The sequence below is a fragment of the Arthrobacter sp. R1-13 genome (genome assembly GCF_054161475.1).
In genome coordinates, this window is the sequence record NZ_CP096420.1 from 1,682,539 (window position 1) to 1,707,984 (window position 25,446).

The 25,446-nt window shown below is 61.6% G+C and carries 19 protein-coding genes; 10 read left to right on the top strand and 9 right to left on the bottom strand.

Annotation, left to right across the window (positions count from 1 at the left end; all coding sequences use genetic code 11):
- Nucleotides 1-117 precede the first annotated feature (117 nt).
- The 4 genes from M1D88_RS07690 to M1D88_RS07705 all read left to right on the top strand — a co-directional run bounded on the left by M1D88_RS07690 (nt 118) and on the right by M1D88_RS07705 (nt 8,592).
- Nucleotides 118-5,406 carry a family 43 glycosylhydrolase gene (locus M1D88_RS07690; protein WP_458113945.1) on the top strand — a complete coding sequence of 1,763 codons (5,289 nt, stop codon included), beginning with the start codon at nt 118-120 and terminating at the stop codon, nt 5,404-5,406.
- Nucleotides 5,407-5,506: 100 nt separating this feature from the next.
- Nucleotides 5,507-6,742 carry a type III polyketide synthase gene (locus tag M1D88_RS07695; RefSeq protein ID WP_458113946.1) on the top strand — a complete coding sequence of 412 codons (1,236 nt, stop codon included), beginning with the start codon at nt 5,507-5,509 and terminating at the stop codon, nt 6,740-6,742.
- A gap of 7 nt (nt 6,743-6,749) precedes the next feature.
- Nucleotides 6,750-7,466 (top strand): class I SAM-dependent methyltransferase, encoded by a 717-nt coding sequence (locus tag M1D88_RS07700; RefSeq protein WP_458113947.1) that lies wholly within the window; start codon nt 6,750-6,752, stop codon nt 7,464-7,466.
- Nucleotides 7,459-8,592 (top strand): FAD-dependent oxidoreductase, encoded by a 1,134-nt coding sequence (locus M1D88_RS07705; protein ID WP_458113948.1) that lies wholly within the window; start codon nt 7,459-7,461, stop codon nt 8,590-8,592. Before M1D88_RS07700 ends, M1D88_RS07705 begins: the two co-directional genes overlap by 8 nt.
- Nucleotides 8,593-8,614: 22 nt before the next feature.
- Here M1D88_RS07705 and M1D88_RS07710 read toward each other — a convergent pair whose 3' ends face one another.
- Nucleotides 8,615-9,034 (bottom strand): nuclear transport factor 2 family protein, encoded by a 420-nt coding sequence (locus M1D88_RS07710; RefSeq protein ID WP_458113949.1) that lies wholly within the window; start codon nt 9,032-9,034, stop codon nt 8,615-8,617.
- A 109-nt stretch (nt 9,035-9,143) separates the two neighbouring features.
- On the opposite strand from M1D88_RS07710, the gene M1D88_RS07715 reads away from it, so the two are divergent.
- Together M1D88_RS07715 and M1D88_RS07720 are read left to right on the top strand one after the other, a co-directional pair.
- The gene (locus M1D88_RS07715) at nt 9,144-10,163 is read left to right on the top strand and encodes a hypothetical protein (RefSeq protein WP_458113950.1); all 1,020 of its coding nucleotides are present in this window, start codon (nt 9,144-9,146) and stop codon (nt 10,161-10,163) included.
- A gap of 19 nt (nt 10,164-10,182) precedes the next feature.
- Nucleotides 10,183-10,842 carry a peptide deformylase gene (locus tag M1D88_RS07720; protein WP_458113951.1) on the top strand — a complete coding sequence of 220 codons (660 nt, stop codon included), beginning with the start codon at nt 10,183-10,185 and terminating at the stop codon, nt 10,840-10,842.
- On the opposite strand, the gene M1D88_RS07725 is transcribed toward M1D88_RS07720, so the two are convergent.
- Nucleotides 10,843-12,900, bottom strand: coding sequence for a S9 family peptidase (locus tag M1D88_RS07725; protein ID WP_458113952.1), 2,058 nt, complete (start codon nt 12,898-12,900; stop codon nt 10,843-10,845).
- Between the two features lie 73 nt (nt 12,901-12,973).
- On the opposite strand from M1D88_RS07725, the gene M1D88_RS07730 reads away from it, so the two are divergent.
- The 4 genes from M1D88_RS07730 to M1D88_RS07745 all read left to right on the top strand — a co-directional run bounded on the left by M1D88_RS07730 (nt 12,974) and on the right by M1D88_RS07745 (nt 16,110).
- Entirely contained in the window at nt 12,974-13,822 is an 849-nt protein-coding gene (locus M1D88_RS07730; RefSeq protein ID WP_458113953.1) for a methyltransferase domain-containing protein, read from the top strand.
- Between the two features lie 159 nt (nt 13,823-13,981).
- On the top strand, nt 13,982-14,440 hold the full coding sequence (locus M1D88_RS07735) for an NfeD family protein (RefSeq protein ID WP_458113954.1): 459 nt from the start codon (nt 13,982-13,984) through the stop codon (nt 14,438-14,440).
- Nucleotides 14,441-14,554: 114 nt separating this feature from the next.
- The gene (locus M1D88_RS07740) at nt 14,555-15,505 is read left to right on the top strand and encodes an SPFH domain-containing protein (protein ID WP_458113955.1); all 951 of its coding nucleotides are present in this window, start codon (nt 14,555-14,557) and stop codon (nt 15,503-15,505) included.
- A gap of 257 nt (nt 15,506-15,762) precedes the next feature.
- Nucleotides 15,763-16,110 carry an RNA polymerase-binding protein RbpA gene (locus M1D88_RS07745; protein WP_011692034.1) on the top strand — a complete coding sequence of 116 codons (348 nt, stop codon included), beginning with the start codon at nt 15,763-15,765 and terminating at the stop codon, nt 16,108-16,110.
- A 146-nt stretch (nt 16,111-16,256) separates the two neighbouring features.
- On the opposite strand, the gene M1D88_RS07750 is transcribed toward M1D88_RS07745, so the two are convergent.
- The 7 genes from M1D88_RS07750 to M1D88_RS07780 form a co-directional block, all read right to left on the bottom strand.
- A complete protein-coding gene (locus M1D88_RS07750; protein ID WP_458113956.1) occupies nt 16,257-16,997 on the bottom strand; it encodes a polyprenol monophosphomannose synthase in 741 nt (246 codons plus the stop codon).
- Nucleotides 16,998-17,119: 122 nt separating this feature from the next.
- The gene (locus tag M1D88_RS07755) at nt 17,120-18,802 is read right to left on the bottom strand and encodes an amidohydrolase (protein ID WP_458113957.1); all 1,683 of its coding nucleotides are present in this window, start codon (nt 18,800-18,802) and stop codon (nt 17,120-17,122) included.
- 93 nt (nt 18,803-18,895) lie between these two features.
- Nucleotides 18,896-21,790, bottom strand: a complete 2,895-nt coding sequence (locus tag M1D88_RS07760; RefSeq protein WP_458113958.1) for a DEAD/DEAH box helicase — start codon at nt 21,788-21,790, stop codon at nt 18,896-18,898.
- 24 nt (nt 21,791-21,814) lie between these two features.
- Nucleotides 21,815-22,651, bottom strand: a complete 837-nt coding sequence (gene tatC / locus M1D88_RS07765; protein ID WP_458113959.1) for a twin-arginine translocase subunit TatC — start codon at nt 22,649-22,651, stop codon at nt 21,815-21,817.
- Between the two features lie 6 nt (nt 22,652-22,657).
- Nucleotides 22,658-22,927 (bottom strand): Sec-independent protein translocase subunit TatA, encoded by a 270-nt coding sequence (tatA, locus tag M1D88_RS07770; protein WP_309108305.1) that lies wholly within the window; start codon nt 22,925-22,927, stop codon nt 22,658-22,660.
- Between the two features lie 35 nt (nt 22,928-22,962).
- On the bottom strand, nt 22,963-23,355 hold the full coding sequence (locus tag M1D88_RS07775) for a hypothetical protein (protein WP_458113960.1): 393 nt from the start codon (nt 23,353-23,355) through the stop codon (nt 22,963-22,965).
- A 10-nt stretch (nt 23,356-23,365) separates the two neighbouring features.
- Nucleotides 23,366-25,426 carry a helix-turn-helix transcriptional regulator gene (locus M1D88_RS07780; RefSeq protein WP_458113961.1) on the bottom strand — a complete coding sequence of 687 codons (2,061 nt, stop codon included), beginning with the start codon at nt 25,424-25,426 and terminating at the stop codon, nt 23,366-23,368.
- Between the last annotated feature and the right edge of the window lie 20 nt (nt 25,427-25,446).

The following is a 25,446-nucleotide window of genomic DNA, read 5'->3' on the forward strand; positions in this document are numbered from 1 at the left end:
CACCACACCCCTGGCAAGCCGGACAACAACAGGCCAATCACGGCTGCCGTCCCCCTGCAACGAAATTACCCACAAGAATGCCCCGTTCAATCAGGGGCACGGAAAGTAGGCGCAACGATGCGACCCTTACGTTTGCTCACCAGAACGGCAGCCGCGGGGGCCATAGCCTCGGCGCTTGTCCTGACCCCGCTGGTCCCGGCGCTGGCCGAGACCACTCCGGACCCCAGGCTCGTCCTGCAGTACAACCTGGATGAAAGCACCGGGAGCGTGGCTGTGGACAGCTCCGGAAAGGGGCGGAACGGCGCGGTCGTCAATGGCGGCACGTGGAAGGGAAGCGAAGGACTGAAGCTGGATGGCGTCAACGACTATGTCCGCCTTCCTGACAACATCATGCAGGGACTGTCCGCCATTACCGTCAGCACCGAGGTTCTGATGGCACCAACCCAAGCAACTCCGTACTTCATCTACGGCCTCGGCAATACGACGTCGAACGCCGGCAACGGCTACCTGTTCACCACTGGTGACAGCTACCGCACCTCTATCGCCTCGGGCAACTGGTCCACGGAGCAGACACTTTCCCAAAACCAGCCCTTGGCGCGCGGCGTCTGGAAGACAATCACCTACACGCTGGCCAATGGAACAGCCACACTGTTCCTCGACGGCGTACAGGTGGGACAGAAAACCGGCATCACCATCACGCCAGGCAGCATCGGCAACGGATTGACGACGGCGAACTACCTCGGCCGTTCGGTATACACAGCCGACAAATTCCTGTCCGGGTCAGTCCGGAATTTCCGGATCTACAATGCCGCTCTCACTCCAAGCGAGGTCGCAGCAGCGATCGCACCAAGCGACGCACTCCGGGTTGAACGGGATGTCACAGCCTTGACTCTCGGGGACCTCTCGGCCGTGACAGGCAACCTGTCCCTGCCGGCCAACGGCGTCAATGGTTCCACCCTGACGTGGTCATCAAGCGACCCTGCAATCATTTCCAACACGGGAGCGGTGACGCGGCCCAACGCGGCGCAGGGTCCGGCAACTGTGACCCTGACGGCAACGATCACCCGCGGCGACGCCTCCGGAACCAAGACATTCACAGCTACCGTGGTCCCCGCTGAGTCAGATGAAGAAAAGCTGGCAGCCGCCATCACTGCGTTGTCCCTTCCCGCCCTCGACGACGTCCGCGGCAATGTCACTCTCCCGGCAACCAGCGGACAGGCAACGGTAACGTGGCAGTCGGCAAGTTCGATCATTGACACCACAGGTATCGTTAACCGCCCGCTAGTGGATACCGACGTCGTCCTGACAGCCAACCTCAAGGTCGGAACAGCGACGGGGTCGAAAGAATTTACAGCGCATGTAAAGGCCAAGCCAACTGTCGCACCCTATGCCGGATACGCGTTTGCCTACTTCACGGGGAACAGCCTGGCTGGAGAGAACATTTTCATGGCCGCCAGCCGCGGCAACGACGCCCTCCACTGGGATGAGACCAATGGCGGCAAGCCGATCCTCACCTCCACCATGGGCACCAAAGGCCTTCGCGATCCCTTTGTGATCCGCTCCCCCGAAGGCGACAAGTTCTACATGATCGCCACAGACCTTTCCATTGGCAGCGGAACCTCCTGGGACTCCTCCCAGCGCCAAGGCAGCCGATACCTTGAGGTCTGGGAATCATACGACCTCAAAAACTGGTCCGAACAAAGGCATGTGAAGGTTTCCCCGGACACGGCCGGCAATACCTGGGCTCCGGAGGCCTACTACGACGCCGGTATCGGCGCCTACGTTGTGTTCTGGGCGTCGAAGATCTATGCAGAATCCGACCCGGGACATACCGCCGGCGTTGTCAACAAGATGATGTATTCGACAACCCGCGACTTCCGCACCTTCTCTGAAGCCAAGGTCTGGAACGACCCGGGCACCTCAGTGATTGATTCAACGGTCATCAGGGACAAGGACACGTTCTACCGCTTCACCAAGGATGAAGGGGGTGTTTCGGGCTGCGTCGACATCATGCAGGAAAAGTCCAACAACCTGCTCGCCGTCGACCTTCCTACCACCAACCCCAGGAACTGGGCGCTGCAGAGCTCCTGCATCGGCAAGAACGCTGGAACGGCAGCGGTCGAAGGCCCCACCGTCTTCAAGTCCAACACAGAGGAGAAGTTCTACCTCTTCCTTGACGAGTTCGGAGGACGCGGCTACATCCCGCTCGAAAGCACCAGCCTGGAAACCCCCAGCTGGAAGCTGTCCACAAACTATGACCTGCCGGCCAGCCCCCGCCACGGAACCGTTCTGCCGGTAACCCAAACTGAGCTGGATGCCCTTCGCCAGACACCAAAACCTGTTCCCGCCAATGAAAAAGGAGAGATCCTCCGCTACTCCTTTGACCAGACGTCAGGAACGGACGTCACAGACTCCTCGGGCAATGGCCTCAACGGCAAGATCGTCGCCGGCGGCAGCTGGCAGCCCGACGGCACGCTCAAGCTCGACGGCGCCGGCGGTTATGTCGACGTCCCCGACAACATCCTCTCCGGTATCCAGGACGTGACGGTCGAAGCAGACGTCCTGGTGAACGCCTCCCAGAGCGGGTCCTACTTCATCTACGGATTCGGCAACACCGACGCCGCCGGGGTGGGTAACGGGTATCTGTTCGCCACGGGCAATTCGGTGTACAAGACCGGTATCGCCTCCGGAAACTGGACTACGGAACAGCTTGCCAACAGCACAGCAGCCCTCCCCCGTGATTCATGGAAGCACCTGGTCTACACACTTAAGGGCACTGTCGCCACCGTGTACCTTGACGGTAAGAAGGTTGGCGAGAACCTGAACGCCACACTGAACCCCGCGGACATCGGACTGGGCAGCACCACGTCGAACTACCTCGGTAAGTCCGTCTACACAGCAGACAAAACCCTCAACGGCTCCCTCCGCGAATTCGCCATCTACAACCGGGCGCTGTCAGCGGAGGAAGTAATGAACATCTCGGGCGACAAAACCGGTCTGGGAGACGTTTCGCTTACTGACGCCGGCCTTCTGAAGGTGGCGCCCATCGTCGACAGCACAAACAGGAAGGTTACCTATCCCGTCAAACCGGGAACGGATCTGAGCAAGCTCTCGCCCACCTTCAGCCTCTTTCCCGGGGCTGTCTCAAGCCCGGCTTCCGGAGTGGCTGCGGACCTCGGCAAGCCGGTCACCTACACGGTGACAGGGCCTGATGGTTCGACGGCGGACTGGACCTTCTCAGCGCTGGAAATGAAGAGCCCGGTCTTGCCCGGCTACACAGCTGATCCGAACATCGTGGTCTACGGAGATACGTACTACATTTACCCCACGACCGATGGAATTGCCTCCTGGGGCAGCACGAAGTTCTCCGTCTTCTCATCCAAGAACCTCGTGGACTGGACGGACGAAGGCGTGGTGCTGGATCTCGCCAACGTCAGCTGGACGCATGCAAATGCCTGGGCGCCGGCAGCTGCAACGAAGAACGGCAAGTACTACCTGTACTTCAGCGCCGGTCAGAACATAGGCGTCGCCGTCGCTGATTCTCCAACGGGCCCCTTTGTTGACTCCGGCGCGCCCCTGGTAAACAAGGCGGCCTTCGGCGGCGCCCAACAGATCGACCCTGCTGTATTCACCGATGACGACGGCGTGTCCTACCTGTTCTGGGGCAACGGTACTGCGCGTTATGTTCCGCTCAGCCCGGACATGGTTTCCTATGACCCCGCGAACATCAAGACCATCGGCGGCCTGACCCAGTTCAGGGAAGGCGCCTTTGTGCACAAGCGCAACGGCACCTACTACCTGACCTATTCGATCGACGACACCCGGAGTGAGAACTACCGGGTCGGATACGCCACCGCCAGCAGCATCACCGGTCCCTGGACGTCCAAGGGCGTCATCCTCGAGAAGAAACCTGAACTCGGCATCCTTGGAACCGGCCACAACTCGGTCGTCCAGGTGCCGGGCATGGACGAGTGGTACATCGTGTATCACCGCTTCGCCATCCCAGGCGGCGACGGTATGCACCGGGAAACCACCATTGACCGGCTGACCTTCGCCGCAGACGGATCGATTAATCCGGTTGTTCCCACGCTCGAGAGTGTGGAGCCAAGATTCGCCGACACGTCTGCCCCGACCGTTACGGCCGCCACTGAGCCGGCAGCGCCGAACGGTGCTGACGGCTGGTATTCGGGTCCTGTCACGGTGAATGTCACCGCCAGTGATAACTCTGCGACGGCTCCCAGCGTTGAAGTATCGGTCGACGACGGTGCCTGGGTTCCGTACACCCACTCCTTTGAGGTGGCATCCGACGGCGCCCACACTGTCAAGGCAAGGGCGACAGATGCAGCCGGGAACGTGTCCGTGGAAGCATCCATCGCGCTGAAGATCGACAGGACAGCACCGCAAACGGCTGCCACCCTCGACGACGATCGGACGCTCACCCTCACCGCCGAAGATTCCTACTCGGGCGTTGCTGCCCTTGACTACCGTGTGGGCGCCGCCGAGTGGGTACCCTACTCCGGTCCCCTTCCCGCAGGACGGACAGCGGCAACTGTTGAGTTCAGGGCAATCGATAAAGCAGGCAACTCCACCCAGGGAATCGTGGACGTCCCGGCGCCGGCTTCGCAGTCGATCTCCTTTGGATCGATTGCAACCAAGACGCTCGGGGACGCTGACTTCGCAGTCAGTGCAACGTCCACTTCCGGTCTCCCTGTGACGCTCTCTGCTACAGGTTCCTGCACCTTGCAAAGCAACTCGGTTCACTTGACGGGAGCCGGAACCTGCACCATCACTGCCAAGCAGGAAGGGAACCAACGGTTCCTCGCGGCCCCCGAAGTCGTTCGTTCCTTTACGGTCAACGCCCCCGTGCTGGACACTTTTGACCGGGCAAATGGAGCTGTGGGCCGTTCCTGGAGCGGTGAGGATGGACGCCAGTCCTACGTCATCAAGGACAAAGCCCTCAGTCCGCTCCTTGGTGGCGCCCTGCTCTACGCCGACACGTTCGGTGCAGACCAGACGGCGTCCCTGACGCTGAAGTCGATCGCACCGAAGTCGGTTCAGGGTGTGCTGCTCAAGGCCCAGTCCGGGAAGCCGTTCCTCTCGGGCGCAGTCTCAGTGGTGTATGACGCACCCACAAAATCGGTGCGCGTGTCCGCCCTGGGTGCAGAGAAGCCGTGGTACTCCTACGCCGGCGTTCTGGCCCCGTTCGCTGCAGGTGACGTCCTCACCGCCAGCTACGTGGACGGCACTGTCACCATCTACAAGAATGGAGATGTTGTTGCTGCTGTTCAGCTTCGGGCAGCCGACGTGCAGTTCTTTGCCGGTAAGTCGGGCAAGGCCGGCATCCTGACCTCGCAGGCGTCCGGCAGCATCCTGGACGATTTCCGGGCAGCGACCATCACGCACTAGAGATTAACACGCGCCAAGTGAGAGGCGGCCATTCATCTTTCCGGATGAATGGCCGCCTCTCGCATTGTTTTATCCACCGTCTCTCACTAACAATGAACCCATGACGGTCTACCTGAGGTCCCTGGAAACTGCAGTCCCGCCGACCATCCTTATCCAGTCCGAAGCACGGGAGGTTTTTGCAGCCCAGCCCGGGCTCACGAGGCTCGGCTCGAGGCTGGTCAATACCTGTTTCGACTCGGCGGCCATAGACACCCGTTACACAGCCGTTGACGAACTGACGATGGAAATCCGCTCCGACAACCCACAGTTCTTCGATCCACGCACCGGTCTCCTGCTCAGGCCCAGCACCAAGGTCCGGAATGACATCTTCGGGCGGGAAGCTACCAAATTGTTTATCGAGGCCGCAGATGCTGCCGTGGCTGCCTGTGCCGGGATCGGACCGGAGGACATCACCCACCTCGTGACGGTTTCCTGTACGGGATTCTTCAATCCTGGCCCGGACTATAAGATCGTCCGTGCCCTCGGCCTGAATCCCTCGGTCCAGCGGTACCACCTCGGTTTTATGGGATGCTATGCAGCATTTCCAGCACTCCGGGCAGCAAAGTCCTTCTGTGAAGCGGATCCGGAGGCCGTGGTACTGGTGGTCTGCGCCGAGCTGTGCTCGCTTCATGTCCGGACGTCCAATGACCCGGACACGATCATGGGGTCAGCGCTGTTCGCCGACGGCGCGGCGGGCGCGGTTGTCACGGCACGGGACATCCCAGACGCCGAACCATTGCTCCAACTGGATCACTTTGAGACCGTTCTAACGCCCGTCGGCGAGGAATCCATGGCCTGGAACATCGGCGATGAGGGTTTCGAGATGGTCCTGGGAAACTACGTCCCCCACATCATCGACGATCACATTATCGGCGCCCTGGAGCCGCTGCTGTCCCGGGAGAAATCCCTTCGCGACAAGCCCTACACGGACATCAGGCACTGGGGAATCCACCCTGGCGGACGCAGCATTCTGGACAAGGTGCAGAGCCGATTGCAGCTCAGCGATGAGCAACTGATTCCTGCCCGCGAGACGTTGCGAAACTACGGAAACATGAGCAGCGCCACCGTGTTGTTCGTCCTCAAGTACATTCTGGAGCTTCCGGCCGAACCGGGCGACGAAAGGATTTGCTCCATGGCATTCGGCCCCGGCCTAACGGTGGAGAGTGCTCTCTTCACCAAGATTTCGTCGCAATGCGCTGATGCTCCAGCCGGGGTTGCTGCAGGAGCCGAAACGGCGTCGGCTGAAATGGCTATGGATACGCCGTTGGGTGCACTGGCCCAAACCTTTCCTGCCTGAGCCGGACATGGCCTTTCTGCGGGAGCGGGCGGCTGACGCCGTCGAGGAAATGGATGCAAGCGATTGCGATCCGGTCCGCCTGGAAAACACCTACGCACAATTCGCCCTGGTTAACAGACTGGTTTCGGGCTGGCGCAGGATTTACCGGACAGAGGTGCTGCCCCGGTTATCGGCAACGGCCCCCACCACCCTTCTTGACATTGGGTGTGGAGGGGGCGATATCCCGGTGTTGCTCGCGGAGTGGGCTGCCCGGGACGGCAAACAGTTGCTGGTTACGGGGATCGATCCCGATGAGCGCGCCTACCGGTTCGCTGCCGAACGGCCCGCAACAGCTGGCGTTACCTTCCGGCAGGCGTTGTCCGCCGAGCTTGTGTCCGAAGGGCTTACGTTCGACATCGTGATTTCCAACCACGTCCTTCATCATGTGCCCTCGGCCGAACTCCAACAGTTCCTGGCGGAGTCAGCGTCGTTGTCCGGCGGAACTGTCATCCACAACGACCTTCGCCGGAGTGTGGCGGCGCATGCCATCTTCTCCGTGGCGGCATTGCCTTTGAGGCATTCGTTCATCCGGCAGGATGGGCTCACGTCCATCCGGCGCAGCTACACACCCCACGAGCTCAACGCCCTCACTCCCCCGGATTGGATGGCCGAACGGCGTTTTCCCTTTAGAGCGGTCCTGCATTACAGGAAGCCTGAATTACCCGAGGCACTGAACGTTGATTGACGTTTTGATCGTCGGCGGTGGCCCTGTGGGCCTGTATCTTGCATCCCTGTTGGTAAGTCACGGTTTGGCGGTGCGGGTGCTGGAGCAACGATTGTCCAGATCGCCATTTTCGCGTGCCATCGGGATCCACCCGCCCGCTCTGGAAGCCCTCGACAGGATCGGCGTCGCGTCCAGACTGGTGGCCACGGGAGTCCAAATCCATCACGGCGTCGCGATCGGAAACGCCAGGCCGGTGGCCGGGATGTCCTTTGACGGGCTCTCGGGCCGCTTCCCGTTTGTCCTTTCCCTGCCCCAGGAACAGACGGAAGCGATACTGGAGGACCGTCTCCGGGAACTGGATCCGGCAGCGCTGCAGCGCGGCTGCACTGTCACGGGAATGCACGACGACGGACGGACCGTCACGCTGAACGTTGCCTCCGCTTCCGACTCATCCAGGCACACCTCGCTGCTGGCCATCGCTGCCGACGGCGTCCGGTCCAGTATGCGGGAATTCCTGGGCATTCCAACCCGGCTGAAGATCTATCCGGACGCCTACTTGATGGGGGACTTCCTGGACTCCACTGACTTCGGATCAGATGCCGTGCTGTTCCTTGCAGCGAAGGGGATCGTCGAATCGTTCCCGCTGCCCGGCTCCCTCCGCCGTTGGGTAGTCAGGATGCCTGGCCTGCCGCCACAAGCAGAGCCTGCAATGTTAGCTGATCTGGTGTACGAAAGAACGGGAATACCCATAGATCCCGAAACCAACAGCATGCTCAGCCCATTCGGCGTTCGGTCACGACGAGCCGTGCGGCTGATCCATGGCAGAACAGCCTTGATCGGAGATGCCGCCCATGAGGTCAGTCCCATCGGGGGTCAGGGCATGAACCTGGGATGGCTTGATGCTGCAGCGCTCGCGCCCATCATTGTGGCGGCAATAAAAGGGCAACCCGTGGCAGGTGAGCTGCGTGCTTACGAAAGCTCACGCTTGCGCGCGTCGGCTAAGGCAATGCGTCAGGCCGAGATCAATATGGCTCTGGGCCGCCCGGTGTCCCCGCTCCTGCTGGCCGTGCGCAACCGGGTGCTGGGCGATGTCGCAGGAATTCCAGCAGTCAACGCTTGGGTGGCGCGGCGCTTTACCATGCACTGAATAGCCGGCCTGCGCATGGGGTTCAGCTGCCGGTGAAGTAGCAGTCGTAGCTGTCCTGACTGAGGATCCGGCCGCCACTTACCTCGAAAACCGAGGTGGTCCTCGCCCTGATGATTTCGCCGGAGTCCCAGTACGGAAGGTCCATTCGGAGGGTCGCTGACCAGTCCGCTTCGATGACCACGCGGCCGCCTTCGCAGGTAGTTCGGTTCACCTCGAAGCGCTGGCCCGTTACCACTTCCCCGCTGTTCTCTGCTCCTGACAGGACGTCCTCCAGGGTCTTGGTCGAACCCTTTGGCGCCAGCACGTGCGGCGCTTCGACGAGGACAAACCCGTCAGCAAGGAAAGGCCTGATGTCGTCTGCGCCGCCTCCTCCTTCAAGCGTCCGGATAAAGCCGAGCACGCACGTCAAGGGGTCTAAAACCAAGGGGTCCTTATCTGTCATGAAACGACCCTAGCGGAATCGCGCATCACCCAGCCATCTTCCCTATCCGGCTGAACCGGCAGCACTGCAGGCAGTGACGGGGCGTCGTCCAACGGCCTAGACTTCAGGGATGAGTGGCGCACCGCTGACCTCACGACGGCGGTTCAAGTCCGCCCCTGCTTCAACCGTCGCCTTGACGATGCTCGTGACCCTGGCGTCCTGCAGCCCTGGTCCCGGGCCTGAAGGCGGTCCAAATTCCGTCTCTGAGTCTTCCTCCGGATCTGCATCGTCCGCTGCAATCAGCGGGCTGCCGGCCATAAGCGCACAAATCAACCAGTTCAGGGACAACTACTCCAAGCAAATCATCGAAATACAGCTCACCAACAACACCCCTGAACCCGTGACTGTACTGGACGCCTCCCTTCACAGTGGTCTTTTCAGCGCTGCCATCACCTGGAATCCCGACGCCGGCGGCATCGAACTTCCGCCACGGCAGACCAAAAGCCTTCCCGCGCAGCTTCCTGAGGCGACCTGCACACGCGGCGGTGAACTGACGGGAGACCCGACAAACGTTCCAAGTGACAAACCAACGCTTCGGATCACCACGCGGCCGGCGGTGCCCGGGCAAGCGACACTTGAACCTGTGGATCCCCATGGAGTCCTGACCCGGAACAATATGGAAAAATGCGTCAGCAAGGCGGCGGAGGCCATTGCAGAGTTCCGGCCTGTACCGGAACTGGACGCTGCTGACAAAGGCGGCACCGCCGTCGTCCGTATCCGCATACTCCCCAAGCCCTCGCCCCAAGCCGACAGCGGGAGCACACAGCGCGCTGGTGAGCCGCCCAGCCATCAGAGGATCCTGACCATCGAGAAGATCGACGGGACACCGCTCATCGCCGAAGAACCTTCCCAGCCCTGGCCGCGAGATGTGGAGGTGCGGGAGGGGGGACCGTCCTCCGAGCTCCGGCTGGTTATCCGTCCAGCCCGGTGCGATCCGCATGCGGTGGCAGAAGACAAAGTGGGCACGTTGTTCCCGCTGCGGATCACAGTGGCTGGGCAGCAGGGAGTCTTTAAAGTTGACGCTGGTGCCGAGCTTCGGGGACGCATTCACGATTTCGTCACCTCTACCTGCGGACCGCAGCAGGGCTAAGCCGCATTAGGCTCTTGGTATGGCCCAGGTTTCAGTTCCCACACCGTCCAGTCCCGCCGAGATACGGGAGACCGTTCAAACCATCCTGGCATCAGAGGGACTTCCGCCGATCGTCCAAGTGGGGCATCCTGCACTGCGCCAGTCCGCCGCCCGCTACGACGGACAGCTCACAGATGAGGAACTGGCCGCCCTGATAGACCTCATGCGCCGGGTCATGCATAACGCTCCCGGAGTCGGTCTGGCTGCCCCGCAGCTCGGGATCCCGCTTCAGATTGCCGTGGCGGAAGACTCGTTCGACGTCGAGCCTGAGATTGCCGGCCTTCGCGGGAGAGTACCCCTGGACTTTCTTGTACTGCTCAATCCCTCATACATAGCCATAGGCGCAGGACGGGCAGCCTTTTACGAAGGTTGCCTTTCCCTCAACGGCCTGCAGGCGGTGGTGTCCCGGCCGGACCGCGTTCAGCTGACGTACACCACGCCGCAGGGCGCTGCAATGCAAGCAGAGTACGCCGGGTGGCAGGCCCGGATCGTTCAGCACGAAACCGACCATCTGCATGGCACCTTGTATGTAGACAAGGCCGAGCTCCGCTCCCTCACCACAAACGAGGAATACGGGCTTCGCTGGATGGCGCCTGACATCAGCCGGGCCCGGCAGGAACTCGGGTTCCTGCCCGACTGATCAAGCCTTCACGGGGAGGTATTTCGCCCACCAGCGGAGGATGTGTTCGAAGCGCTGCTTGCGGTGGTGGGGCGTTCCGGACCGCGAAAGTTCATGGTTCTCCCCCGGGAAGACCAGGAACGCTGCCTCCACTCCCTGCTGCTTGAGTGCCGTGAAGTACCGCTGCCCCTGTTCCACCGGACACCGCAGGTCCTCCTCGCTGTGGATCACGAGCGTGGGGGTACGCACCGCAGAAATGGTGGCCATGGGGCTCTGGGCGGCTATTTCCTCCGGCGTTGGTCCCGTGTACTCGCCACCAAAGAACCACCCAATGTCAGAAGAGCCCACGAAACTGACCGGATCAAGGAAGCCCCGTTCCACAATGGCCGCTTTGAAACGGTGATCCTGGCTGATGGTCCATGCGGTCAGGTAGCCGCCGTAGGAGCCGCCCATGATGCCCAGCGCGGAGGAATCCAGTTCCTGGAACTTCTCTAATGCGCCGTCGAGGAACGCCAGAACGTCCTGCATATCCACGGTACCCATTTTTCCCTTAATGGAACGACCGTGGGCCTGGCCATAGCCCGCCGAGCCTCTCGGATTGCACATCAGGACGGCGTATCCTGCATCGGCATACACCTGGGCCTCGTCGAAAATTCCAACCGTGTACTGGGCGAACGGCCCGCCGTGGATGTTGAGCAGCACCGGGTGGGGCCCCTTGCCCGGAGGCATAACAAGCCAGCCGTGTACCGGATGACCGTCCGGGGAAGTGAAGGTGAGTTCCCGGGGTTCGATAATGCCGGCTTCGGTCCGCAGCCGCGCTGAGAAATCGGTGAGCAACCGCAGTTGGCCAGCCTCAAGGATGGCCACGTCGCCGGCAGTGGCTGAATCCGCAAAGGTGACGAAGATCGAGCCTCCTCCCGACCCCGCGCCCACAACCACCCGGTCCCCGTGGACCACGAGCGCGTGGTTGCCGGTGGCACCGAATTCCAGCAGTTCCACAGTGCCCTGGGCATTGTTCAGGACGAGCACCGAATCGTCCCCCTGGGGTTCGAGCAGCCCGGCGCCTGTATCCAGATCCATGTTCTCGACGTCGCTCATGCATGTAGGGTCACCACCGCCCGAAGGAATAACGTACATGGCGGTATTCCGGGCCACGAAGTCCAGGCCGGATGTGCCCAGATCCTGGGCCAGGTAGAAGAGCCACTTGCCGTCCCGGCTCTGCCTGACGCTGTGGATTGCCTGCCGCGGGCCGTCAAGCGGTAGCGCAGGAACGGGTTCCTGCCCACCCGCCACGGGCAAGGAATAGATACCGGTGGCCAGATCGCCGTCGCTTCCCTCGTGGAGTGCCGCCACAAAGTAGATGGTGCTTCCGTCGCTGCTGAACGTCGGGCTTTCGTGGTCAACAGGCGCCGAAGTCAGCTGCCGGGCGGGAGGCACTGCCTCGTCCTTCGGCAGGTCTGGTTGATCCTTCGAAGCATGCTGATCCGCCGGATCCGCGGCCACTTTCCTCTGTTGGGCGGCACGGCCGGCGCGCACCACTTTGGGTTCGTCGTCAAGATCCGGGACGTGAACCAGGAACAACTGAAGCGGCTTATCGGCGGTGTAGCCCACGCCGTTCATCCGGTACTTGTAATCTGTGATGAGGCGGGCGTCCTCTGCGGCAGGTGAGACGCCGTCGACTGTTCCGTAGCGGCCTTCCTCCGGGGTCCTGGCACCGAATACTATCCGGTGCGAGTCCGGCGCCCACGCAAAGCAGGAGACGCCAAGCTTCGCGTTGGTGATCACCTGCGGCTCTCCTCCGGCCGCATCCACCACATGCAGTTGGGGCTTCCCCTCAGGTGACGTACGGAGAAACGCCAGCACCCGCCCGTCCGGAGAATACGCCGGGGCCGTGTCGCGGAACCCGCGTGTGAGTCTCCGGGGCAGTCTCTCGGGATTCCGGGAGATGCTCCAAAGCTGGCCCACGTAGGTGTCAGCGTCGAGGTCCGGACGGACAACGGAGACGACGGCCCTCGTGCCGTCGGGATGGACGGTGGGGGCAGATACGGAATTCAGCAGCGGCAGGTGTTCTGGTTTCACTCTTGCGAGCCTAGTAGTTCGGTCGAAGGGTGGGAAACACCTTAGTGATGAACGGGCCACTTAAGATGGGGCTATGCCTTCTGACGCCGTCCACTCGCTGCTGTGCCCCGTCTGCAGGCAGGCACTGGGTTACGGAACCGAAGAACGGTCAACGCTGAGGTGCCCCGCCGGTCACAGTTTTGATGCCGCCCGGCAGGGATACTTCAACTTCCTGGTGGGCAAGGGAACTGCCTTCGAGGCGGACTCCGCCGATATGGTGGCCGCTCGCAGCGATTTCCTGTCTCACGGGCACTATGACAGGCTGGCGCTCGCTATCGCGGACACCGCCGCGCCGGCCCTCGCTGCGGCCAACCCTGCTGTACTCGACGCCGGCACCGGAACCGGACACTACCTGCGGGCGATTCTTGACAGGTTCCCCGCAAAAGCCATCGGCCTGGACATCTCCAAGTTCGCCTTGCGGCGCGCTGCCAGATTGAATCCGGGCGCCATCAACATTGTCTGCGATGTGTGGCAACCGCTTCCGCTGGCGGATCGGTCAGTCGATGTCGTCACGGTCGTCTTCGCTCCACGCAACCCCGCGGAGTTCGCCCGGGTCCTGCGCCCGGGCGGGAGACTCATAGTGGTAACGCCCAGACCGGGTCACCTGGCCGAAGTGGCGGGAACAACCGGAATGCTGGGACTCGAGCCCGCCAAGGAGGAACGGCTGGCAACCTCCCTGGACAGCGCGTTCAGCGAACTGTCCACGCGGGAGTTAGACCTCGACTTGAGCTTGCCAGCGGCGGACGTCGTAAATCTGGCGCTGATGGGGCCGGCCGGGCACCATCTGGACCGAGCGGCGCTTCCTGACCTGCTGGCCTCCCTGCCGCCCCAAACGAGCGTTTCTGCCCGTTTCCGGATCACCGCTTTTGAACCCCGGCCTTAACTCCTCAACTCCTGAATCCCGAGTGTCCAAGATAACGACTTGGCCACGTTCTATACCTGTTTCCCGGACTCTCCCCTCCCCCTCAGGCTTCCGACTACGATGGAATCACAGTTACTGAGGGTCTGCTCCCGCAGGTCCCGGCGACGAAGGGGGAGCTACATGTTTGATTGGCTTGGCGAGAACTGGTGGGCTTTGTGGCTGACCGTTTTCCTGGCGTTTGCCGTGGTGGAAATGCTCACCTTGGACCTTTTCTTCATTATGCTCGGCGGTGGCGCCCTTGCTGCCCTGGTGGCAGATTTTGCCGGCGCCGACCTCTGGCTGCAGATCATCGTATTCTGCGTCGTGTCACTCCTCATGGTTGGCCTCGTCCGGCCGGTGGCGCTCAAACACCTCCATAAGGGTCCAGCCGAACAGCGGACAAACGTGGACCGCCTTATCGGGGAATCAGCGCTGGTCATGGAATCGGTTAGTTCCGACGGCGGTCTGGTCAAGATCGGGGGCGACGTGTGGAGTGCCCGCTCCAAAGACGGAGTTCTTGAGGCGGGCCAGCGCGTGGTGGTGTCCGCCATCGAAGGAGCCACTGCCGTCGTCGTTCCTCAGCCGGAACCCGTACAGTAATCGCCACCGGCATCGCTGCCGGAGCAAAACAGTGTGAACGGCCCCTGCATCCGCCGGGAGACCGCGCTTGCGTATTCAGCTTTGAATACAACAATTGGGGAATGAAGGAGATGTATGGATATCGCAGTCACGATCGTGCTGCTGGTTCTGATCGTTTTCGTAATTATCGTGCTTGTACGTTCGGTGCGGATTGTGCCGCAGGCGCGGGCAGGAGTGGTGGAACGACTCGGAAAGTACCAGCGCACCCTTAACCCCGGACTTACTATCCTGATCCCCTTCGTCGACAGGCTGCTCCCGCTGCTGGACCTCCGGGAACAAGTGGTTTCCTTCCCTCCGCAGCCGGTGATTACCGAAGACAACCTGGTGGTCTCGATCGACACGGTCGTGTATTTCCAGGTGACCGACCCACGGGCTGCAACCTATGAGATCGCCAACTACATCCAGGCAGTCGAACAGCTGACCACCACCACGCTGCGTAACGTCGTCGGTGGCCTGAACCTCGAAGAGGCCCTGACCTCCCGCGACCAGATCAATGGTCAGTTGCGGGGCGTGCTGGACGAGGCCACCGGCCGCTGGGGCATCCGCGTTTCACGCGTGGAACTGAAGGCTATTGATCCGCCCCACTCCATCCAGGATTCGATGGAAAAGCAGATGCGTGCCGAACGGGACCGGCGTGCGGCCATCCTCACCGCCGAGGGCACCAAGCAGTCGGCCATTCTCACCGCCGAGGGCCAGCGGCAGGCAGCCATCCTCAAGGCCGAGGGCGACGCAAAGGCCGCCATCCTGCGCGCCGACGGTGAAGCCCAGGCGATCCAGAAGGTGTTCGACGCAATCCATAAGGGCAACCCTGATCAGAAGCTGCTGGCCTACCAGTACCTGCAGACGCTGCCCAAGTTGGCGGAAGGATCCTCGAACAAACTGTGGATCATTCCCAGCGAAGTGGGCGAGGCACTCAAGGGCATCGGCAACGCCCTGGGTGGGACAAACATGGACTCCGAAGGCCTCTTCGGCGCCGGCGCCCCTGCAAGACCGGCCACAGAAAAACAGGCGGTGGAGCGTCCTTAGGGGCTTTAAGAAGAGGAGTTGCCCGGAAGCGGGCAACTCCTCCTTTGCTTAATTCCTGCTTCGCTCTTTTTGCTTGGCTGTAGAAGAAACCGTATAATAGGATATTTGTCCGACCGGTTCAATAAGGCTGGAACAAGAATGCTGCGGAAAGCGTTGGAGTTAACGATGCAACGTAGTGCAAACCGTAGTCCGGGGGCTGTCACTTACCTCCGGCTAGCGCAGAGCCAGGCTCTGCGAACCGACCAAAGGGAGAAATCATGAGCGATCGCAGCCTGCGGGGCATGCGCCTCGGCGCACAAAGCATGGAGACGGAATCCGGCGTCGAACCGGCTCCCCGCCAGCGGGTTGAGTACCGTTGCGAGGACGGCGAGCAGGTCTTCGTCACGTTCTCCTCGGAAGCTGAAATCCCTCCGGTATGGGTGTCGAAAACGGGCAAGGAAGCTCTCCTGGTGGATGGCGAACGCCCCATTAACAGCAATGAAAAAGCTGTCCGGACCCACTGGGACATGCTTTTGGAGCGCCGGTCCCTTCCCGAGCTGGAACAGATCCTCGAGGACCGACTCACGATTCTGCGCGAACGCCGTGGAGAACGGCGCTCGGCCTAAGGGCTGAACCGAACAGGGCACAAAGAACCGAGAACAAAAAGAGAGCCGGGCTCCCTCATCGTTAGTCGACGGGGGAGCCCGGCTTTTTGTGTCTCAATCTTTTTGTGTCTCAATCCTGCCAGGTCCAGCTCGGCGGCCGAGCTTAGTTAGGAGGCGGAGCCTTTCCCGGAGGTGAGTTTCTGCCAGCGCGCGGCGAGGCCCCAACGCGTGACGTTGATCATCGCTTCAACCACAATGTTCCCGCTCATCTTCGAGTCCCCGAGTTCGCGCTCCACGAAGGTGATGGGTCGCTCAACAATTGTGAGTCCCAGCTTCGCAACGCGCCAGGCAAGGTCCACCTGGAAGCCGTAGCCAACCGAGGCCACTTCATCGAGGTTAAGCTTTTCAAGGGTGGTGCGGCGGAAGGCGCGGTAGCCGCCGGTGACGTCCTTGATCTTCAGGCCCAGCATAAGCCGCGCATAGGTGCTCCCGACGCGCGAAATGGCCTGCCGGTACAGCGGCCAGTTGACGACGCTGCCGCCAGGAACCCACCGGGATCCCATGGCCAAATCGGCACCCTGCTCCAACGCTTCCAGCAATTGCGGAAGCTGTTCCGGCTGGTGGGAGCCGTCGGCGTCCATTTCTACGAGGACGTCATAACCGGCGTCAAGTCCCCATTTGAAGCCGGCGATGTACGCCGCTCCGAGTCCTGCCTTGCCCTCGCGATGGAGGACGTGGATCTGGGAATCCTCTGCGGCCAGGCCATCCGCCAGCTGCCCGGTGCCGTCCGGGCTGTTGTCGTCAACAACCAGTACATCCGAGGCCGGGACTGCAGCCCTGAGGCGGCTGATTGTCTTTGGCAGGGATTCCAGCTCATTGTAGGTCGGGATGATCGTGAGGACACGCACAGCGAGGCCTTTCCTTGATGGGAGCGGTCAGAGCGCGCAAAGATCAGGCGAAAAGCCGAGCTGCAGGCGCAACTTTCTATTATAGGGCGTCCAGCGTAAGGGTACGTCCGGGCAACACAGGCCTAACCGCGGAGGCTGTCATGGGAATAGAGTTCATGGCCGGCGCGGACCGTCTGGAGACACACGGGACTGGCCCCGGTGTCCAGGGCAGGCAGGAGCGGTGTCCTGGCCCGGGGATCGGTGCTCCAGGACTGTACACGGCCGTCTGCTACCTGGACCATCAATTCCTCGACCTCCCATACTGCAAAGCTCGCGGGTGCCCCAGGTACCAGCTGGCCAGCCATCGGGTTGGAGTACTTCGCGGCCCGCCAGCCTGCCCGGGTGTGCCCCAGGAATGCTGCCCGTGCAGAGATTCTCTGTTCGGGGTTGCTGTGCTCGAGGCAGGCCCGCACGCTTTCCCAGGGGCGAAGCGGAGTGACCGGACTGTCACTTCCGAAGCAGACAGGCACTCCCGCCGCATACAGCGAAGCGAAAGGATTCATGGTCAGGCGGCGTGAACCGAGCCGCTCCTGGTACAGGCGCCCTTCGGCGCCCCACGCTGCATCGAAAGCCGGCTGGGCGCTGACTGTGATGGAGTGACGGGCAAGTCTCTCGATAGCCGACGCGTCAGCCATCTCCACATGTTCAAGCCGGTGTCCTGCCGCCCGGATGCGCTGATCGCCAACCTCCGCGGCAGCCTGGTCAAAGGCTTCCAGCACGGCGTCCAGCCCGGCGTCTCCGATTACGTGGAAGCCAGCCTGAATGCCCACCGTTGAACAGGCTGCAATGTGCGCGGCCGCCTGGTCCACGGAGAGGTACTTGGTGCCCCGCTCCCCCAGTGCATCGCTGTAGTCGGCGCGAAGAGCAGCCGTCCTGGACCCGATGGACCCGTCGATGTTCAGATCCCCGGCGAGTCCCCGGACGGTAACGCCAAGTCCATCAAGAATGGCCTTAACGTCCCTTTCGGATTCGGCGAGCTGGCCGCGGTAGGCGAGAATCTCGGGGAAGGCCTGTCCCGTTGCCTCGTTCCAGCCCACTGCGAGCTGCAGGTCCTTTACGGCGCCGATGTGCGGGGCGGACATTTCAGCGAGGGCCACATAGCCATTAGCTGCAGCCTCGGCAAGGGCCCTGCGCTGGAACTCCCGAATCTGTTCCTCCGGGAATTCGCGGGCTGCCAAACGGGCGGCCGTATGCTCCTCCCGTTTCACCTGGCTGTTGGCCCCTGCTTCCGGAGAGTGCGGGGATGACAATTTGGCCGCAGCGGCCAGGGATGAGGAGACCAGCGCAGAATGGGCGTCCACCCTCGCAAGGTAAACCGGTCTGCCCCCTGAGGCCCGCTCGAGCTCTTCCCTGCTGGGGAAGGTTCCGTCAGGCCAGGCGCTCTCATCCCAACCGTGCCCCATGACGGTCCCAGTGCCGCCCCAAGCCGCGACGGCGTCGAGCAGTTCTCCGGCCGAGCGGACCCCATCCAGCTGAAGAGAGTCCAGGGCGATTCCAGTCTCGGTCAGGTGGACATGTGAATCTACAAAGCCTGGTGCGACCAGCGCGCCCTTGAGATCGATGATTTCCATGGAATCGTCAGCTATGGAGGATGCTGCCTGTTCCGAGCCCACCCAGGCCACGGTTCCTTCGTCCACGAGCATTGCAGTCGCAAATGGATCGGCAGCGGTGTAGACAGAGCCGTTGCGGTACATCGTCACCCTCCGCTGGGCCTGCTTGCTTTTTGCCGGCTCCTGGGACGAGGAGCCAGGCGATGAGTCAGACATGGATGAACTACTCCTGAATCTGGTAGTGAAAACTGACGGCTAACGACCGGCAGAAACCGCGGACGAAGGAACGCTAAGTGTAGGCAAGGCGGATCAGGCCACAGTGGAATACGCGACGACGCCGCGGCGCACCAAAGTGATTGATTCGCTGCAGAGCCTGGCAATCCGGGGATCAAGGCCCGGGATCTTGGCCAGCTGGTCAAGGAGGTCAATGACCTGCTTGACCCAGCGCACGAAGTCACCGGCGGCCAGATCGGTTCCGCTGAGGACTTCCTGGAGATGGCGGCCCTTCGCCCATTTGAAGATAGGCCACATAAGCCCCAGCTCGGGTTCTCCTGTCAGCGGAAGCTTGTTTGCTTCCTCTGTGTCCTCCAGTGCGGACCATTCCTGAACCACAATATCCACTGAAGTTTCCAGTGAGACGCTTGGCATTCTGGGCCTGAGCCCACGGTCTTCGCGCTTTGCCTGGAACACGAGGATGCTGGCCAAAGCAGCGATCTCTGCTGCATCGAGGTCGTCGAATGCCCCCTGCCTAAGGGCTTGGGAGATCAGCAGATCCTTTTCCCCGTAGATGCGGCGCAACCGTTGGCCGTCTGGGCCGATCACTACTTTGCCGGATTCAGCCGTTTCAAGGTATCCGTAGCTGAACAGCACGTCGCACACCCGGTCAAAGGTCTTCGCAATGGTGTTGGTCCTGCCTTGGATCTGGCGTATCAGGCCGTCTGTCTCCTGGCGCAGCTTCCACCAGCGCTCAGACCAACGCGCATGGTCTTCCCGCTCGCTGCAGCCATGGCAGGGATGGGACCGCAAGGCACGACGCAGCTCGGCGATCTTCCGTTCCTGGTCCGGAAGCGCCGCGGCCCGCCCGAAGTCGTGGTGCCTGCTGCTATCAGGAGCAGGCGGACGATTTTCGCGGATCGCATTGCGGACGGAGGAAGCTAGCTCCCGGCGGGATTTGGGCACTTTGGCGTTGAAGGACTTGGGGATCCGGATGCGCGTGACGGGCGAAACCGGCCCCTCGAGGTCGTGAATTCCGATCCGCCGCAGCTGGTGGTCCATGGTCAGGACCGCCGGCCTCGGTTCCCGGGAGGTGTGGTCAGAGCTCAGCACGACGGCGAATCCCGGAGCCCTTCCTGTGGGTACGTCAATGACATCGCCGGGAAGAAGGCGGCTCAGCGAGTCTTCGGTGAGGGATTTGCGGGCTCGGGACTGGCCGCGGGCCGCCACGTTCTCGGCGTCGGACAATTCACGGCGCAAGCGGGCGTACTCGGTGAAATCTCCGAGGTGGCATGTCATGGATTTGCGGAATCCGGCCAGCGATTCCTCCCGGCTGCGCACCTGCTTGGCCAGTCCGACGACGGAACGGTCGGCTTGGAATTGGGCGAAGGAAGATTCGAGGATCTCACGCGCCCGGGGCCTGCCGAACTGCGCCAGAAGATTGATGCTCATGTTGTACGTGGGACGGAAGCTGGAGTTCAGCGGGTAGGTGCGCCGGGATGCGAGGCCCGCTACCGCCGCCGGGTCGGTCCCTGGTTGCCACAGCACTACGGCATGACCCTCGACGTCGATGCCGCGCCGCCCGGCACGACCCGTCAGCTGGGTGTATTCACCGGCGGTGATACCCACATGGGCTTCACCATTGAATTTCTCCAGCTTTTCCAGCACCACTGAACGTGCAGGCATGTTCACACCCAGGGCAAGGGTTTCCGTTGCGAAGACGGCTTTCACCAGGCCCTCTGCAAACAGTTTCTCCACCACTTCCTTGAAAGTGGGCAGCAGCCCGGCATGATGGGCAGCCAGTCCCCGGAGGAGGCCGTCACGCCAGCTCCAGAATCCCAGCACGTCCAGGTCCTCCGAAGGAATGTCCTGGCCCGCTTCGTCGACGCGCATGGCGATGATCCGCTGTTCCTTCTCAGTGGTCAGCCAGAGTCCGGCGGATACACACTGTGCGACGGCGGCGTCGCAGCCTGCCCTCGAGAAGATGAAAGTGATTGCGGGCAGCAAATCCTGCCGGTCCAGGCTGGCGATGACCTGGGGACGGCTGGCCTTGCGCACGGGGCTTCGCTGCTCGCCGGGGGCACTGCCGTTCTCCCGTCCTTGCTGCCCGTGCTGGCGACGCTGGCTGCGGCCGCCATGACCAAACCGGCCGCGGAAGTTCATCTGGCTCTCGGCCTTCGCCATGGACAGCAACTCAGGGTTCACTTCAAAGCCGCGTTGGCTTGCCGCTTCTGCCGAAAGCACCGGCTCCGCGGCGTCGGCATCCGAGGGCGCTATTTCGTCGAAGGGCGTTTCACCTGCGAAGAGGTCCACGATGTTCCGGCCAACCATAACGTGCTGCCACAGGGGAACGGGACGGTGCTCTGAAACGATGATGTCGGTTTGGCCCCGGACAGTGTCGAGCCACGCTCCGAACTCCTCAGCGTTGGAGACGGTGGCGCTGAGCGAGGCCACCTGGACCTCGCTGGGAAGGTGGATGATCACCTCTTCCCAGACGGCCCCACGGAAACGGTCAGCGAGATAATGGACCTCGTCCATCACCACGTAGCCAAGATCGTCAAGGGAATCGGAATCGGCGTAAAGCATGTTCCGCAACACCTCGGTGGTCATCACCACAACCGGCGCGTCACCGTTGATGCTCGTGTCCCCGGTCAGCAGACCGACATTGTGAAGCCCGTACTTGTCGGAGAGCTCGAAGTACTTCTGGTTGCTCAGTGCCTTGATTGGTGTGGTGTAGAACGCCTTCAGGCCGCGCTGCAGCGCGAGGTAGATGGCGAACTCCCCCACGATGGTTTTCCCGGCGCCTGTGGGTGCCGCAACAAGCACACCCCGGCCGGCCTGCAATGACTTGCAGGCAACACGTTGAAAGTCATCCAGCTCAAACTCCAGGGAACGGACAAAACCGCCCAAGTAAGTATTGGCTTCGGCGGTCCGTTCAACGCTGGCCCGGTAGAGCTCGGATGGCGACTGGGGCCCGGATATGGAGGACATGCATCAAGCCTAGTGGGCGGAGAGCTAGAGATTGCCCAGTTCAGTCCGCGGGGTTGCTATGTTGGCGGAGGCTTCGGTCTCGGCAGCGCGTTTTGCCGCCTTCTTGTCCCGACGGCGGTCGTTGAGGAGGCATAGACCGATAGCGGCGAAAAACAGCGCAAGCATAGGTCCGGCGAGGTAGAACATGCTCATGGCGTCAGCGCCAGGGGCTGCCATAGCCGCGAACAGGCACACCAAAAACACGGTGATCCGCCAGCTTTTGACCAGCTGCTGCCCCTTGATGATTCCCGCGAGGTTCAGTCCAAAAAGAACGACAGGCAGGAGGAAGGCAATGCCGAAGGCCAGCAGGAGCCGCAGGACGAACGCCAGATAAACCTGAGCACTGATGAAGTTGGAGCCCCCGCTGGGCGTGAAGTCCGTGAGTACACGGACAGCGTTGGGAAGCACCAGCCAGGCCAGCACTACCCCTCCTACGAAGAGCGGAACTGCCGCTGCCACAAAGGACAGCGCCAGGCGCCGCTCTTTCTTATGCAGGCCAGGAACGATGAAAGCCCACAACTGATAAAGCCATACAGGGCTGGCAACTATCAGGCCCAGGAAGACCGACACCTGGATCATCAGATCAAAGGAACTGGCCACGCCGTCAAAGTTGAGCGAGGCCTGGCGCCCCTCTTTTTCGTTGAGGTCAACGATGGGTTTGATCAGTGCGGCGAGCATCGGCTGATAAGCCAGAAAACCGATGATGGTTCCGAGGATGACGCCGATTGCGGACTTGAACAGCCTGTTCCGCAGTTCCTTGAGATGATCAAGCAGCGCCATCCTCCCCTCAGGGTTGGATCGGCGGCCCATGGTTACTGCCATCTGGACTTAGGCGCGGTTCGACGGCGGAACGTCGGTACCGTCCGCGGGGCGGTTGTCTGTGGGGTTGGTGCGGGGGTGGTTCACCACTTTGCCTTCGACGGGCTCAGAGCCGTCTTTCGCTTCCGGGGTTCCGTCCTTCTTCATTTCCCGGACTTCGGACTTGAAAATCCGCATCGACTGCCCAAGGCTTCTGGCCATGCCGGGCAGGCGTGGTGCAGCAAAAAGCACCAAAGCCAAAACAATAATGATGATGAGATGCCAGCCTTCAAGCCTCATGTTGGGAGGTCCTTTCGTTTAGATACATCCTACGTCTAACTGAATTCGATGTCGCGCAGCCGTTGCGGCTGCCCGCGGTCCGCCTTGCGCTGAACACGCCTGGCACGGCGCCTTTCCTGGCGGGCGGCTTTCCCCGCGTGATACTCGAGCCGCACCTGCTCCGGGGAAGTGAAGACAGCAAGTCCCGGTGGCAGGGACTGCGTCAGCCTTCCGGAATCCTGCCCGTCGTCGCTAGTGCCATCAGGATCCACGTCAGTGAATGAACTGCCGGACCGGTTGCCGGATTCGCCTAGGCGGCTTCCGGCCTCCCCAAGTTCCTTCAATGTGGCCATGATATGGCGGAAGATGCGGAAGCCCAGAAAGGCATAGAAGAGGAGGGACAGCGCAACAAGCGCTATCCAAAGAAGTATCCAGGACCACCAAGGCATGCTGAGTAGTCTAACCGTCGTAGTTGGCCAAGGCCGCTTCGATCCATTGGCGTGCCGTCGCACCTGCTTCGTCAGGCTTCAGGATCCGTACACCCCCGCCATGCTGAGCGACGAACGCCGGTAGCCACTCTGTGCTGCCAAACCGGATTTCGGCCAGAAGTCCGGTCTCTTTTCCCCCTTCAGTAAGAGGCGCTGTCCGTTCCGCGTAGTAGTCCTCTGCAAGGCCCGCAGCTTGTCTGGTGAGCTGCAAGGTGACCAGCGTATCGTCGTCGTTCGGGGTGAAAAGCTTGACGGGGAACCCTTCTGAAGCCTGGCCGTGGTCAGCTGCGGCCCGTCCGTTTGGACTGAGTTTCTCGATGCGGTCCAGGCGGAAGTTGCGAAGCGCCTCGACCGAGTGGCAGTAGGCCTCGAGATACCACGTGTTGTCCAGGGAATAGAGCCGCAGAGGATCAATATCGCGTTCCGAGAAGGAGTCGCGTTGCGGTGACAGGTAGACCAGATTCAGCTGTCTGCGGGATTCAATCGCGTCCCTGGCGGTCTGGAGATGTGCGGAGTTACCCGGGCTGACTTCAGGCCCTGCCAGTGAGGCAGCCCTGAGACCTTCCTCCCCCGCAGCTGCCATCAGCTTCAGCGTTACTGACTCCAAGGCGCTTCCTTCGGCAAGTTCCGGCAATCCGTTGAGCGCTTCGAGGCCGGTAAGGAGGGCACACGCTTCATCAATCGTGAAGCGGACAGGACGGTTCAGGTCCAGGTCCTGGGTGATGTAGACATGGTCGTCCTCCCACTGGATATCGAGCAGGTCGTCCGGATACCCTTCCGGCAAACCTGAACAGATGAGAATCCGAAGGTCGTCCTCCAGTTCCTTCCTGGTCACTCCAAAGCGGTCGGCAAGCTCGCGGATATGCAGGCCCTGGTTATGGACCAGGAAAGGCACCAGCTGCAGCATCCTTTGCAACTGGTCCTCCGAGGTGCGCTTACGTGTCCGCTTGGCAGCGTTGTCATCCGGGAACTCGATCGGTGGCACAGGTGCGGCCGCGAAGGCCACGGCTGCTGTGAGCCGCCTGCGGACTGACTCCCTCAATTCCTCCGGCAATACGACCAGGACGTTGGGGCCATAGGATGCGAGTTCTTCGCCAAGTACCTCCGAGTCCCGGTAAGGAATCCGGAGACGGTCCCAGCCGTCGTCGGGGGTTCCTGCCTGGGCTGCCGTGTCCTGGTTTGCGTCACGGTCCGGCTCCTGCCCCCCGAGATCTGCCCTGCCAGCGTCAAACACCTGTGCTGCCTTCTTCCGCAAGCCGAGCACGCGCCCTTGACGCACATCCACGACAGCTGTCCTGAGCGGCAGTTCGGGGAGTTTGTCGAGCTCAGCACGGGCGCTAAAGCGAGCAGGTGGCGTGTAGGAGTCCTTTTCAAGCACCGTGACGGCCGATGTGAAACGCGAGAGCCGGAAGTACCGTTGGGCCCTACGGGAGCGGTCGAAGGCCACGAGGTACCATTGGCCAAAGCGGCTGCCGAGCCCCCAGGGCTCCACGAGGCGTTCTTCTTCTTTTCCCGTTGTTCCAGCCAGGTAGCGGAAGCTCACCGGATGCTGGGAGTGCATCGCCGCGACCAGGTCCTCGAAGGCTTGGCCTGGAGGTTTAATGCGTGGCTGCACGCCAGAGGGAAGTTCGGCCGCGGAAGACAATTCACCCGTCGCCTGCAGCTTGCGCATGGCACTGAGCGCGGCCGAACCAAGCGCAGCCTGCTCCCATAGCTGGGAGGCAAGGATAAGAACAGTGCACTCTTCCGGCGTAAGGCTGACATCCGGCAGGCGGTTTGATTCCTTGCCAATCCGGTAGCGAGTGGTGGCCGGGTCATCGGATCCCCAACCCTTGTCGGTCATCGTTTCCACATCGAATCCGAACTGCCGGAGATCATTCTTGTCGCGCTCAAACATCCGCCCGAAAGAGACATCGCTGCTGCTCGAGTCGTGATAGATCTTCTCGCGGAGCTCACTGCGACGCAGCCCATACCGGGTGTTGAGGAGGGCGATGAGCAGGTTCAGGAGGCGTTCAGTACGTGAGGCGGACACCCCATCAACGTTACTAAAAA